At 60.6% G+C, this 13,616-nt stretch carries 12 protein-coding genes; 11 read left to right on the top strand and 1 reads right to left on the bottom strand.

The window, feature by feature from the left end; all coding sequences use genetic code 11:
- Window positions 1–15 precede the first annotated feature (15 nt).
- The 10 genes from tssC (at window position 16) to ACYZT2_RS13080 (ending at window position 11,754) form a co-directional block, all read left to right on the top strand.
- Window positions 16–1,503, top strand: coding sequence for a type VI secretion system contractile sheath large subunit (gene tssC / locus ACYZT2_RS13125; protein ID WP_123495146.1), 1,488 nt, complete (start codon window positions 16–18; stop codon window positions 1,501–1,503).
- A gap of 74 nt (window positions 1,504–1,577) precedes the next feature.
- Window positions 1,578–2,081, top strand: coding sequence for an Hcp family type VI secretion system effector (locus ACYZT2_RS13120; RefSeq protein WP_038984147.1), 504 nt, complete (start codon window positions 1,578–1,580; stop codon window positions 2,079–2,081).
- A 15-nt stretch (window positions 2,082–2,096) separates the two neighbouring features.
- Window positions 2,097–2,540, top strand: coding sequence for a type VI secretion system baseplate subunit TssE (tssE, locus tag ACYZT2_RS13115; protein WP_461972696.1), 444 nt, complete (start codon window positions 2,097–2,099; stop codon window positions 2,538–2,540).
- A complete protein-coding gene (gene tssF, locus ACYZT2_RS13110) occupies window positions 2,524–4,317 on the top strand; it encodes a type VI secretion system baseplate subunit TssF (RefSeq protein WP_461972694.1) in 1,794 nt (597 codons plus the stop codon). Before tssE ends, tssF begins: the two co-directional genes overlap by 17 nt.
- Window positions 4,281–5,306: a type VI secretion system baseplate subunit TssG gene (gene tssG, locus ACYZT2_RS13105; RefSeq protein WP_461972692.1), complete on the top strand. Its 1,026-nt coding sequence runs from the start codon at window positions 4,281–4,283 to the stop codon at window positions 5,304–5,306. Before tssF ends, tssG begins: the two co-directional genes overlap by 37 nt.
- A 2-nt stretch (window positions 5,307–5,308) precedes the next feature.
- Window positions 5,309–7,852 carry a type VI secretion system ATPase TssH gene (gene tssH, locus ACYZT2_RS13100; protein WP_461972690.1) on the top strand — a complete coding sequence of 848 codons (2,544 nt, stop codon included), beginning with the start codon at window positions 5,309–5,311 and terminating at the stop codon, window positions 7,850–7,852.
- Window positions 7,853–7,919: 67 nt separating this feature from the next.
- The gene (locus ACYZT2_RS13095; RefSeq protein WP_461972688.1) at window positions 7,920–8,282 is read left to right on the top strand and encodes a hypothetical protein; all 363 of its coding nucleotides are present in this window, start codon (window positions 7,920–7,922) and stop codon (window positions 8,280–8,282) included.
- A 120-nt stretch (window positions 8,283–8,402) separates the two neighbouring features.
- Window positions 8,403–9,068 (top strand): hypothetical protein, encoded by a 666-nt coding sequence (locus ACYZT2_RS13090; RefSeq protein ID WP_461972686.1) that lies wholly within the window; start codon window positions 8,403–8,405, stop codon window positions 9,066–9,068.
- A 121-nt stretch (window positions 9,069–9,189) separates the two neighbouring features.
- On the top strand, window positions 9,190–11,199 hold the full coding sequence (locus ACYZT2_RS13085; RefSeq protein WP_461972685.1) for a type VI secretion system Vgr family protein: 2,010 nt from the start codon (window positions 9,190–9,192) through the stop codon (window positions 11,197–11,199).
- A 12-nt stretch (window positions 11,200–11,211) separates the two neighbouring features.
- On the top strand, window positions 11,212–11,754 hold the full coding sequence (locus ACYZT2_RS13080; RefSeq protein WP_461972683.1) for a toxin-antitoxin system YwqK family antitoxin: 543 nt from the start codon (window positions 11,212–11,214) through the stop codon (window positions 11,752–11,754).
- A gap of 193 nt (window positions 11,755–11,947) precedes the next feature.
- Here the strand turns inward: ACYZT2_RS13080 and ACYZT2_RS13075 are convergent, their stop codons facing one another.
- Window positions 11,948–12,343, bottom strand: coding sequence for a DUF4280 domain-containing protein (locus ACYZT2_RS13075; RefSeq protein WP_461972681.1), 396 nt, complete (start codon window positions 12,341–12,343; stop codon window positions 11,948–11,950).
- Window positions 12,344–12,532: 189 nt separating this feature from the next.
- Here ACYZT2_RS13075 and ACYZT2_RS13070 point away from each other — a divergent pair, with 189 nt between their 5' ends.
- Window positions 12,533–13,600 carry a phosphotransferase family protein gene (locus ACYZT2_RS13070; protein WP_461972679.1) on the top strand — a complete coding sequence of 356 codons (1,068 nt, stop codon included), beginning with the start codon at window positions 12,533–12,535 and terminating at the stop codon, window positions 13,598–13,600.
- Window positions 13,601–13,616: the final 16 nt, after the last annotated feature.

The following is a 13,616-nucleotide window of genomic DNA, read 5'->3' as shown; positions in this document are numbered from 1 at the left end:
TAGGGAGAATTCGCCATGCCCGCCTCATCCGCCGCGCAGAGCCAAGCCAGCGACAGTACAGCCCAGACCTTGTCCCTGCTCGATGAAATAATCGCCAAAGGCCGCATGGCCCATGACGACAGCCAGCAGGATTACGCCCGCGACATGCTCGCGGAATTCGCCACCCAGGTACTCGACGAAGGCATGGCCATCGACAAGGACACTGTGGCGATGATCAACGACCGCATCAGCCAGATCGACGAACTGATCAGCGCTCAGCTCAATGAAGTGTTGCACCACCCGGACCTGCAAAAACTCGAAGCCTCCTGGCGCGGCCTGCACCTGTTGGTGCAGAACACCGAAACCAGTTCCCGGCTGAAACTGCGCCTGCTCAATGTGACCCAGAAAGAGCTGCAGAACGATCTGGAAAAAGCCGTCGAGTTTGACCAGAGCGCACTGTTCAAGAAGATCTACGAAGAGGAATACGGCACCTTCGGCGGCCACCCGTTCAGCCTGCTGGTAGGTGACTACACTTTCGGCCGGCACCCGCAAGACATCGGCCTGCTGGAGAAACTCTCGAACGTTGCCGCGGCCGCTCACGCACCGTTCATTGCTGCCGCCAGCCCCCGGCTGTTCGACATGAACAGCTTCACCGAACTGGCCGTGCCGCGTGACCTGTCGAAAGTCTTCGAAAGCCAGGAGTTGATCAAGTGGCGCTCGTTCCGCGAAAGCGAAGATTCGCGTTATGTGTCGCTGGTGCTGCCGCACTTCCTGCTGCGTCTGCCCTACGGCCCTGACACGTCGCCAGTGGAAGGCATTAACTACGTCGAAGACGTCAACGGCAGCGACCACGGCAAATACTTGTGGGGCAATGCTGCGTGGGCCTTGTCGCAACGAATCACCGAAGCCTTCGCCAAATACGGCTGGTGCGCAGCGATTCGCGGTGCCGAAGGCGGTGGTGCAGTAGAAGGATTGCCGGCCCATACCTTCCGCACAACTTCTGGCGATCTGTCGCTCAAATGCCCGACCGAAGTGGCGATCACCGACCGTCGCGAGAAAGAGCTCAACGACCTCGGTTTCATCGCCCTTTGCCACAAGAAAAACAGCGACGTGGCGGTGTTCTTCGGTGGCCAGACCACCAACAAGTCCAAGCTCTACAACACCAATGAGGCGAACGCCAACGCGCGGATTTCGGCAATGTTGCCGTACGTGCTCGCGGCCTCGCGTTTCGCGCACTACCTGAAGGTGATCATGCGCGACAAGGTCGGCAGCTTCATGACCCGCGACAACGTGCAGACCTACCTCAACAACTGGATCGCCGACTACGTGCTGATCAACGACAACGCGCCGCAAGAGATCAAGGCGCAGTACCCGTTGCGTGAAGCCCGGGTGGATGTGACCGAAGTCGCCGGCAAACCGGGTGCCTACAAGGCCACGGTGTTCCTGCGGCCACACTTCCAGCTTGAAGAGCTGACCGCGTCGATCCGCCTGGTCGCGACCCTGCCGCCACCGGTAGCCGCCTGACCTGCCTCCCGCCGGCCAACCCGGCGGGATCCTCCCTGCTTATCTAGCACGATTACTTTCAGGAGTTTCATGCGATGGATGCAATCATTCTCGACCTCGGCGGCGACATCAAAGGCGATAGCCTGCTCGAGGGTTACAAGGACAAGATCGAAGTCATGTCCTACAGCCACAACGTGGCGATGCAGGTGACCAACGACGTCAGCAACTCGGAGCGTACCTCCGGCAAGCCGCACATCGGCGAGTTCACCCTGACCAAATTCGTCGACAGCTCGACGCCCTCTCTCAACGAGTATTGCTGCGCCGGCAAACCAATCCCGGAAGCCAAAATCACCATCGGCCGCAACGCCGCCGAAGGCAGTGGCCAGCTAATGCCGTTCATCATCTACACCCTGACCAACGTCGTGCTGTCCAACGTCAGCGTCAGTGGCGGTACCGGTGGCAAACCGGTGGAAACCCTGTCGCTGAACTTCACCAAGATCAAGTGGGAACTCACCGCCCAGAAAGACGACGGCACCAAGGAAGGCACGGCCGCCTCGACCTGGGACATGGCAGCCAACAAACTCATCAAAGCCAAGTAAGCGGACGCGTCGGCCATGGCAGGCACGGGCATGCTCCCACCGTTGTTCGAGCGCCTCGCCGCAAGCGAGGTCGACACCGTGCAGGTGTTCGATCGCCAGGGGCTGCTCGACTCGGTGCACACGGAGTTGCTGCGCCTGTTCAACACCCGACGCGGCCAACGTCCACTGACCTCTCCGCCGAGCATTCTCGACTACGGCATCGCTGACTGGACCGCCTTGCAACAGCAGCGCAGCGATGACCGTCGTCAGTTGGCGCGGGAAGTCCGCGAGGCCATCACCCATTTCGAACCGCGCCTGCGACTGGGCGAGGTTCAGGTCAATCCGGTCCTCGGCCATCCGCAGCAACTGAGCATTCGGCTACTGGGCGAGTTGCGCAGCGGCCAGCAGCACTGGCCCGTGGCATTTGTCATCGAGAAGGTCAGCGATGGCCTTGAGGTGCGTCATGAGCGACTCGATTGACCCGCAACTGCTCGATTACTACCAGCGCGAACTGACCTGGCTGCGGCACGCCGGGAGCATTTTCGCCGAGCGTTACCCCAAGGTCGCCAGACGCCTGGAATTGTCCCCCGGTGAATGCCCCGACCCGCATGTCGAACGACTGCTCGAAGGTTTCGCCTTGCTCGCGGCACGCCTGCAACGGCGGCTCGATGACGACTACGCCGAATTCAGCGATGCCTTGCTCGAACAGCTTTACCCGTTGGCCATGCGGCCGTTGCCGTCCTGTGCAATCGTGCAGTTCGAGCCGGACCCGAGCAAAGGCAACCTCGCCGGCGGTTACCCGCTGCCCAGGGACACGCCGCTGTTCGTCACCACCAGCAAAGGCGAAAGCATCCATTTCCGCACCAGCGCCGCGGTTCGCTTATGGCCGATAGAAATCAACGAAGCACTGCTGCTGGGCAGCGACGAAGCCCAGGCGCTGACCGGTGTTGCGCAAGCGCGCTCGGCCCTGCGCCTGAGTCTGCGTTGCCTCGGTGAAAGTCAGTGGTCGGAGTTGGCGATCAAACAGTTGCGCGTGCACTTGGCCGCCTCCCCGGTGATCAACGCCTGCCTGTATGACCTGATCGGTGCCCATGCCGTAAAGGTGCTGGCCGGACCCGTCGGCAGCGTGCCGAAAGTGCTGGCGGGGTTGCCAGACATCGTCGGTTTTGCCAGCGACGAAGTGCTGTTGCCGGACGAGGACGGTGTGCATCCGGGCATGCGCCTGCTCGCCGAGTATTTCGCCTTCCCGGACAAATTCAATTTCTTCGATATTCCGTTGGCCGGTGCCACCAGCGACAGCCAGACGCTGTACCTGTACATCGTCTTCGACCGCGCCCCGGCCAACCGTCTACACCTTCAGGCCAGCGACTTCGCCTTGGGCTGTGCACCGGTGATCAACCTGTTTCCACGAACCTCGGAGCCCCTGCGCCCGGACGGCACCCGCAGCGAGTATCGCCTCGTGGCCGACAGTCATCGGGAAAACAGCGTCGAGATCCACAGCATCCGGGCGATGCGCGCCAGTTCCAGTCAGGGTGTGCTGCGCGTTCCCGCCTATTACGGCAGCCAGCATATCGGCGGTGAAAAGCAATGCTACTGGCACGCGCGACGGGTCAGCGGCATGACCCCGAATCGTCTGGGCACCGACCTGATGGTGAGCCTGGTGGACACCCGACTCGATCCATTGTCCGAGGCCACCGAATACAGCCTCACCGCCGAACTGCTGTGTACCAATCGACACTTGGCCCAGAGCCTGCCGGCCGGAACGCCACTGGGTTTCGAACGACCGGGGCCGGTGGCCTGGGCCCGCCTGCGCAACCCACCCAGCCCGCAGAGTTTGCCGCGACTGGACGGAGAATCCCGTTGGCGGCTGGTGTCGCAACTGACCCTCAATCATTTGTCGCTGGTCGAGGGGCCGCAGGCGCTGGATGCCCTCAAGGAAATCCTCCAGTTGCACAACCTGCGCGACGAGGCCAGCGCCTTGCGGCAGATCGAAGGCTTACTCGGCCTTGGCTGCGAACGGGTGATCGCCCATGTCGGCGAAGACGCGTGGCGCGGCTGGCGCAATGGGCTGGAAGTTCAGCTGCAACTCGATCCGCAGCATTTCGTCGGCAGCAGCGCCGTGTTGTTTTCAGCGGTGCTGGCGCAATTCTTTTCACTCTATGCCACCGCCAATCGCTTCGTGCGCACGGCCCTGGTCCAGTCAGACAAGGAGGTCAAGACATGGCAACCCCAAGCCGGCATGCCGCTCTCCCTCTGAGCCTGAGCCAGAAGCTGCGGCGCGACCCGCAGGCGTTCGAATTATTGCAGGCATTGCTGCTGCTGGAACGCGAACATCCGCAAGCCGAATCCCTGGGCAGCGGCACCGCGCCTCAAGCGGAAGCCCTTCGTCTGCGCGGGCCGTTGACGCCGCTTTTTTCCGCCAGCGAAATCGAAAGCCTGACCCAGGAACCCGGTCAGCAACCGACACTCAGTACCCCGGTTTTTGGCCTCGGCGGGCCCGACGGTCCCCTGCCCTACGCCTATCAGGAATGGCTGCAACAACGGGCCCGCGCCAAGGATCATGCACCGGCCGAGTTCCTCGACCTGTTCCAGCATCGCTTGCTCAGCCTGTTGTACAAGGTGATGCGCAAACACCGGATTGCCGTCGGCTTCACAGCCCCCGGCGCGTCCCCGGTGCAGGCGCAACTTCGCGCGCTGACCGGGTTGTTGCCCAAAGCCTTGCAGGAACGTCAGGCCGTTCCCGATTCCGCCGTGCTGGCGTGCAGCGCGCTGTTTGCCGACGGTCGTCGCTCCCTCGCCGGCTTCGCCGCGATCGTGCGCGAGCACTTCGAACTGCCAGTCGCGCTCAGCGCCTACGAAGGTGCCTGGCGGGAAATTCCGCCTGCCAGTCGCAGTCGCCTGCAACCGGGAGGCCGCAATCTGCAACTGGGCCGCAGCGCCGTAGCCGGTACCCGAGTCTGGGATGAACACGCAGGCTATCGCCTGACCCTTGGCCCGCTGACTTCGGCGCAGGCAGCGCGATTTCTGCCGAACGGTGAATCCCATCCGGCGCTGGCCAGCCTAAGCGCGCTGTATTTCGGCCCCGATCTGGATTGCACCCTGGTGCTGTTGGTACGCGGTGCCAGCCCGATAAAACTCGGTCGCCAGGCTCCGCCTTTGCTCAGTTGGAACGGTGGCCTGCAACGTCAGACCAGCCTCGCCGTGCAACAGATCGAAACCCGCCTTCGTCAGCTGGAGATCACCTGAACATGGAACTGGCCAGCCTGATCGGACGCCTCAACCCGGACAATCGTCGAGCCCTCGAACGGGCCGCGCAACGTTGCCTGCAACGGGGTCATCATTACGTCGAAATCGAACACCTGCTGCTTGAGCTGCTGGACATAGAGGGCGGTGACTTCGCCTGGCTGCTGCCGCGCTTCGGCCTGGAGCGCGATGCCCTGACGGCGGAAATCAACAAGGCGCTGGAACTGTTCAAATCCGGCAGCACCCGCACCCCGGCGCTCTCGGCGCAAACCATCGGCCTGCTCGAAGACGCGGTGGTTCAGGCCAGCGTGCTCGGACTCGACAGCATCCGTTCCGGCTTGCTGCTGCTGGCCTTGCTCGACCGCGATGAACGCCGCAGCCTGCTGCTCAATAGCGCCTCGTCGCTGTTGAAAATTCCGCGGGAAGCATTGCGCAGCAACCTGCTGGAGTGGACTGAAAACTCTCGCGAACACGTCGGCGGCGCACGACCTGTCAATGCCGGCAATCCGCAGCCGAAACAGGATTCGGTGCTCGATCAGTTCACCCAGGACCTGACCGCCGACGCCCACGCCGGGCGCATCGACCCCATCGTCGGCCGCGATGGCGAGATTCGCCAGTGCATCGACATCCTGCTCAGGCGTCGGCAGAACAACCCGATCCTGGTCGGCGCGCCGGGCGTGGGCAAGACGGCAGTGGTCGAAGGCCTGGCCCTGCGCATTGCCGCCGGTGATGTACCGCCGTCGCTGCAGGAAGTCAGCCTGCGGGTGCTCGACCTCGGCCTGTTGCAGGCCGGTGCTGGGGTCAAAGGCGAGTTCGAGCAGCGGCTCAAAGGTGTGATCGACGCGGTACGCAGCGCCGACAAGCCAATCATTCTATTCATCGACGAAGCCCACACCCTGATCGGCGCCGGAGGTGCGGAAGGCGGCAGCGACGCGGCCAATCTGCTCAAACCGGCGCTGGCCCGTGGCGAGTTGCGCACCCTCGCTGCGACCACCTGGCTTGAGTACAAAAAATACTTCGAGAAAGACCCGGCACTGGCGAGGCGTTTTCAACTGGTGCAAGTGGAGGAACCAGACGAAACCACTGCCGTGGAAATGCTCCGTGGCGTCGCCGCGAAGCTGGAACAGCACCATGGCGTGCAAGTGCTCGACGCGGCGATTCACGAAGCGGTAAAACTGTCCCATCGCTACATCTCCGGGCGCCAGTTGCCGGACAAAGCCATCAGTGTGCTCGACACCGCTTGTGCCCGGGTCGCCCTCGGCCAGCACGACGTGCCGCCACCGCTGGAAAGCCTGCGCCATCGCCAGCAAAGCCTCAAAGACGAAGTCGAACGCCTGCGTCGCGAACAAGCCACCGGGCTCGATCACCGTGAACGCATCACCCTGCTGGAAACCGAATCCGTCGGTAATGTGCAAGCCATTCGCGACCTGGAAATCCGCTGGAACGAAGAGCGGATTGCCGTGCGCGAATTGCTGGAAACCCGCCGCGAGTTACTCACCTTGAGCGAACGCGCCGACAACGACAAACCGGACGAAGCCACCGACAGCCGCATCGATCATCTGGCCGCCGAATTGGTTCGACTCGAGGCCGGTCTGGACGCCATTCGCCAGGACGATCCGCTGGTGCCGGAACAGGTCGACGCAAAAACCGTGGCCGCCGTGATCGCTGGCTGGACCGGCATTCCGGTAGGCAAGATGCTCGCCGACGAAGCCCACGCCGTACGCACCCTCGGCCAGCGCATGGGCCAGCGGGTCATGGGCCAAAGCACCGCGCTGAACACCATCGCCCAACGCCTGCAAGCCTACCGCGCCGGCCTCACCGACCCCCAGAAACCGGTCGGCGTATTCCTGCTGGTCGGCCCCACGGGCGTGGGCAAAACCGAAACCGCTTATGCGTTGGCCGATGCGCTCTATGGCGGCGAACGCAACCTGATCAGCATCAACCTTTCGGAATACCAGGAAGCCCACACCGTCAGCCAACTCAAAGGCGCCCCGCCCGGCTACGTCGGTTACGGCAGCGGTGGCGTACTCACCGAAGCGGTGCGGCGCAAACCCTATTCAGTGGTGCTGCTCGACGAAATCGAAAAAGCCCACCCGGATGTGCTCGAAGCCTTTTACAACGTCTTCGACAAAGGCGTGATGGAGGATGGGACCGGGTTGGTGGTGGATTTCAAAAATACCGTGATGTTGGCGACCAGTAACGTCGGTGCTGAATTACTGCTCGACACACCAGCCCCACAACTGGGCAGCGATGCCTTCAACGAAGCGTTGCACAAAGTGCTGCTGAAAGCGTTTCGACCAGCGTTTCTGGCGCGCATGACGGTGGTGGCGTATCGGCCGCTGGATGAGGCGACGCTGGAAGGGATTGTCTTGGCTAAGTTGGAGAAATTGCGTGGCCGCTACAAAGCCGCGACCGGGAAGCAGTTTGAGTTTGATGCCGGGATTGTGCAGGCGGTGTTGGCCAAGTGCAGCGCTGCCGGTGCAAGGGATGTAGAAAACGTATTGATGACCCAAGTGACTGGGAAGTTGGCGGAGTGGGTGTTGGAGTGAATACAGGCTGCAACCCGCCCCGTTCTTAGAGCAATGCAAACCAATGTAGTGAACAAGGAGTGTTTATATGGCATTTACAACCGTACAACTGGCTGCGCAGATCAATAACAGCCGTAATGATCTGCAGGTATGGGCGGATTCCACCCTGCAAAATCAGGGCCCCATGGTGCCAGCCTTTACAGCCTACTTTAACAACCTCCAGGACTGGATCACCCAGAACGGCGGTGCAAACCCTTTTGGCTGGAACGATGTCACCGGCCTTACTTACGCCAATGGCATTCAGGTTGTGCTGCAGGGTCCCGCACAGACGGCACCGTTCAATGATGCGTTCAACGACGTAAGAGCACATTTGGGAAATCCGGATTTTCGGTTATTCCAGGCGGCTGGAGCGAGTCTGAGACTCATCAATGTGCTTGGACAATTGGGCTGATTGAAACAGCAAAGGAGACAGGTTTATTGATCAAGCGCCGTGGGTGGTCCAGGTACGCAGAAAATAGATCTGTCGCCTTTGTTACTTTGTTAAAACATCTGAATCATTGAGGAGCCGAACATGCCAAAAGATGCCGTCGCAAAAAAAAATGTTCCCGACGATAGCAGTGCGTCTAGTTCAAACGTCGTGTACACCGCAGTCGTTTACGACGAGTTGAACCCATTGGATCGCATCGCCCGATTCATCATGGCAGTGGCTCACTCTGCTAACTATGCTGCGACGGATAGGGAACAAGGCTTTATCGGACAGCGAACGCTGGCCGTGGCGCTGAGTAAAGGCACCTTATATGTGGCTCAAAATAATGTGCTGACAACACGACATTTTTCCGACTCCAGTTCATCCAGCAAAAACCCCAAACCTACCTTCACCGCTCAAGTCCCAGAGCTACAAGACTATTTAACGAGCTTGGTAAACATGGAGCTTGAATGGGAATATGCAATTCCTGGGGAGGAAATTCACCTTCCGGTTCCTGACTCTCTTTTTTCAACGGTTGCCTGGGTATTTTATGGCGGCCCGGAAGACACTTCATTTCATGCTGAAATGCAACTTGTAAATTTCCTGCATAGCCAAGGGCTTCCTTTTGACAAGAACCAGATTGGCGTTTCAAAACCTTGTTGCTCCAGCTGCGCGAGCAGACTGACGCAACTGGGCATTGATTACTCCTATTTCCATACGCAGCGGGCTTTACCCTGGATCGATCCAGGCGTTCATGCTCGATGGTGGTGAGCCTTGATCCTTGTGTTTCCTTCCCTGGCCGGGTGTTCAACTGGCAACAAGTTGATGGAAAAAAAGGGAACATATTTATTTTTAGTCACTCGTAAAAATCGACCCTCACCGAGGCCGCTAGATGCCGCGCACCACCGACAGCACCACGTCCCTCTCCCTCACCGCCTCATCACTGTCGGCGCTTTATCCTGAGTCCGTATCCGGTGAAGAAGCCCTCAACACTCTCGGCGCCCAAATCCTCAACGGTCTCAACGACGGTGCCTCACTTACCCTGACCACCGCCGTCGCCACCCACCTCACCGCTACCCTGCACCACGACGCCCAAACCCGCCCTCTCGATGCATTGGTCGCCGAAATCCGCCAACTCCCCGCCGACGCCACCGCCGAACGCTATCAAGTGGTTCTCAGACCCTGGCTCTGGTGGCTGACCCTGGCCAGCAACAACCGCGTATTCCAGAACCTCAGCACCTCAGACATCGTCACCACGATTTTCAAGGCCCACGCCTTCACCGATTTCAAGCTCTCACTCAGCGGCAGTTACACCCCGCGCGAATACTGCGTGCAGTACGGCGAAACCGATTTCGCCTTTGTTTCGCGTCTGTTGGAAGAGGAAGGGATTTTCTGGTTTTTTACCCACGAGGACGGCAAGCACACACTGGTGTTGGGTGACAGTAACGATGCCTTCGTGCCCATCCCCAACGGGCCAAAGGTGAGTTATCTCGGCCAGCAGTTGGGCGAACGCGAACTGCACGGTATTCGCTCCGGACAGGTATGCGTGCAAGCGGTCGCCGGGGTTTATCGGGCTACGGATTACGAGTTCACAACCCCGACCACTTCGCTATACGGTCAGGCCGAAGCGGTGGCCGGGCCACGATCAATGTATGAACACCCCGGCGGTTACAACGCCAAGGCCCGGGGCGATGCGCTGACCAAGCAGCGCGTCGACGGTTTACGCAGTCAGGAGAAGCGCTTTGTCGGTGAGAGCGATTGCCGCTGGCTGGTGCCGGGGCACTGGTTCACTCTCGCAGGGCACGATGATTCGACGTTGAATATCGATTGGGTGGTGACGGCGGTGACTCACGAAGCCAGCCATGACAGTTATCGCAACCGCTTCGAAGCCATCCCCAAGGCCACGCCTTTTCGCCCGGCGAGAATTACACCGAAGCCGCGAATGCACACCCAGACCGCCATTGTCGTCGGCAAGTCGGGCGAAGAAATCTGGACCGACGAATACGGGCGGATCAAGTTGCAGTTCCCGTGGGATCGCGACGGCAAGAACGACGAAGCCAGTTCCTGCTGGGTTCGGGTGGTATTGCCCTGGAGCGGCAAGGGTTTCGGCATGCAGTTCGTACCGCGCATCGGCCAGGAAGTCATCGTGACGTTTATCGATGGCGACCCGGATCGGCCGCTGGTGACCGGTTGCGTCTACAACGGCGACAACGCCCTGCCCTATGCGCTGCCGGCGAATCAGACCCAGTCCGGGATCAAGACCCAATCGTCGAAGGGCGGCGGCGGTTTCAACGAATTGCGCTTCGAGGACAAGAAGGACGCCGAAGAGGTGTTTCTGCAGGCGCAGAAGGATCTGAAGATCAACGTGCTCAACGACACCACCGCCACCGTCGGCCACGACGAAACCCTCACGGTGCAGAACGCCCGCACGCGCACGGTGAAGGAAGGCGACGAGACCGTGACTCTGGAGAAAGGCAAACGCAGCGTGACGATCCAGACGGGTAGCGACAATCTCGATGTGAAGGACAGTCGTACGGTGACCGTGGGCGCTGACCAGACCCACAGCACCGGTGGCAATTACACGCACAAAGTCACCGGTGATTACAGCCTGACAGTGGACGGCAACCTGACCATCAAAGTGACGGGCACCCTGACCCTGCAAAGCGGCGGCAGTTTCGCAATCAAGAGCGGCGCCGATCTGGCGGCCGAGGCCAGCACCTCGATCAGCCAAAAGGCCGGTACGTCCCTGAGCAATCAGGCCGGTACCTCGTTGGAAAACAAGGCCGGCACGACAATGACCAACGATGCCGGGATCAGCCTGACCAACAAGGGCGCGGCTTCGCAGACCGTGGATGGTGGCGGCATGCTGACCATCAAGGGTGGTCTGGTGCAGGTCAACTGACAAGGAGAACCCATGGCCATCACGCCGCTGGACCTGCAGCAGAACGATAAACACCTCAAAGGTCGCTTGTTGGATGGCCAGCTTGACGGTGCGCTGCAGATCAAGGATGACGGGCGCGCACAAGCCGATTTGCAGTACAGCCAGGGCGAGCTACAAGGCACTACCCTGCTTTACCACCCCAATGGCAAGGTCTCGGCGCAGCTGCCGTTTGTTCGTGACAAGCTGCAAGGGATCGCCAGTTTCTATGCGCCGCAAGGCTGGCTACAGCGCAAGGCGACCTACCGCCGAGGGCTGCTGCATGGCGAGGCGTTCAACTACTTTCCCGACGGGCAACTGGCGGAGGCCGAGTTCTACCGCGATGGCGTGCGCGACGGGCGCTATCAGCGCTTTCACCCCAACGGTAAAACTGCCGTCGAGGCTCGATATCTCAATGGTCAGTTGCTCGAACCGGAACAGGGCTTCGCCAGCGATGGGCGACCGCTGGATGCCGAGGGCAAGCCGATTTCGAGGGTGCGCTGGTGGTTTCGGCAGTGGACGGATCCTGCTGAGGCCTGAGCCTGCTGCGGTGAATGATCCACCGCTTTCGCGGGCAAGCCTCGCTCCTACGGGATTAGCGTATGCCATCGGGAACGCCAAACCCTGTAGGAGCGAGGCTTGCCCGCGAAGAGGCCGGCACATTCAACATCGATGTCGCCTGACACGCCGTCTTCGCGAGCAAGCCCGCTCCCACAGTTTTGATCGTGTGCATTCAGGGAATCAGCATTTGCATTTGTCCCGGCATCACGATCTTGATCACCCCTGCCCAGTTGCACATCAGGGTGCTGTTGGCATCGATGGCCGGCATTCCGCCCAGCAGCAGGGTCGGCGCGCCGCCGGGGATCCACGCGGTGGCGGTGGCCGGGATGCACGGCATCGGCGTCAGTACGCCAAGCGCGGCAGCGGTGGCGGCCGCGACCATCGGGTTGGCCATGCTCATGCACGTGCCGAACGGCATGACGTTCACCAGCGGAATGTGATCCATGATGTTCGCCGCCGGCATACCCCCGGTCAGCGTGCGGTTCACCGGCAGCACGTTAAGAACTGCTGGTGCCGCGCCGAAACTGCATTGCAGGGTCGCGGTGGAGCAAACTTGCGGGCAGCCCATATCGAATGTCCTTCCTGGAGGCAGCGCTCCTCTGAACCATAGTCCGCCGAGCCTGTTCGCGCACATCAGGAACGCTGATTATCCGGCAACACGCTAACCTATAAGACCGTGCCGCGCTTGTCGCCACACCGGCGCACCATTAGATTAGCCAATGATGTCTGGCCTCCAAAATAAGCAGAAGGGATAAGCATGGCGCTTACTGACCAGTCCACCCGTATCCGCTCCGGCGAAGAACTCGATGCCAGCCTGATCGATCCGTACCTCAAGGCGCACATTTCGGGACTGAGCGGCTTGCCGAAAATCAGCCAGTTTCCGGGCGGTGCGTCGAACCTGACTTACCTGCTGGAATACCCCGAACAGGAATTCGTCCTGCGTCGGCCTCCATTCGGTCACAAGGCCAAGTCCGCCCACGACATGGGCCGCGAATTTCGCATCCTCAATCAGCTGCGGGGCGGTTTTCCTTATTGCCCCAAAGCCTACGTGCACTGCACCGACGAGTCGGTGATAGGCGCCGAGTTCTATGTGATGGAACGGGTCAAGGGCATCATCCTGCGCGCCGAACTGCCGCCGGAACTGGGCCTTGATTCAGCGAAGACCGAAGCCCTGTGCAAAAGCTTCATCGACAAGTTCGTGGAACTGCACCAGGTCGACTACAAGGCCTACGGCTTGGGCGACCTCGGCAAACCCGAAGGTTATGTCGCGCGGCAAATCAAAGGCTGGAGCGATCGCTACGAAAAAGCCCTGACCCCGGATGCGCCGAGTTGGGAAGCGGTGAAGGCCTGGCTCAACGACAAGATGCCGGCCGATCACCCGACGTCGAGCATCGTCCATAACGATTACCGCTTCGACAACGTCATCCTCGACCCCGAGAACCCGATGCAGATCATCGGCGTGCTGGATTGGGAACTGACTACCCTCGGCGACCCGCTGATGGACCTGGGCAACACTCTCGCCTACTGGATCGAAGCCGACGACCCGGCGCCGGTGCAATTGATGCGCCGCCAGCCAAGCCACGCCCCCGGCATGCTGACCCGCCGTGAGTTCGTCGATTACTACGCCGAGCGCGCCGGTATCCAGATCGACAATTTCGACTTCTACTACACCTACGGCCTGTTCCGTCTGGCCGGCATCGTGCAGCAGATCTACTACCGCTTCTTCCATGGTCAGACCCAGGACAAACGCTTCGCGCAGTTCATTCACATGAACAAACTGCTGGAGCAGATGAGCCTGCAAGTCATCTCGAAATCCAGCCTCTGATCACGGCCGCTGACCG

It is taken from the genome of Pseudomonas sp. MDT1-85, from assembly GCF_054898065.1.
The sequence above is the reverse complement of the archived record's forward strand: the minus strand, read 5'-3'. Positions and strand labels throughout refer to the sequence as shown.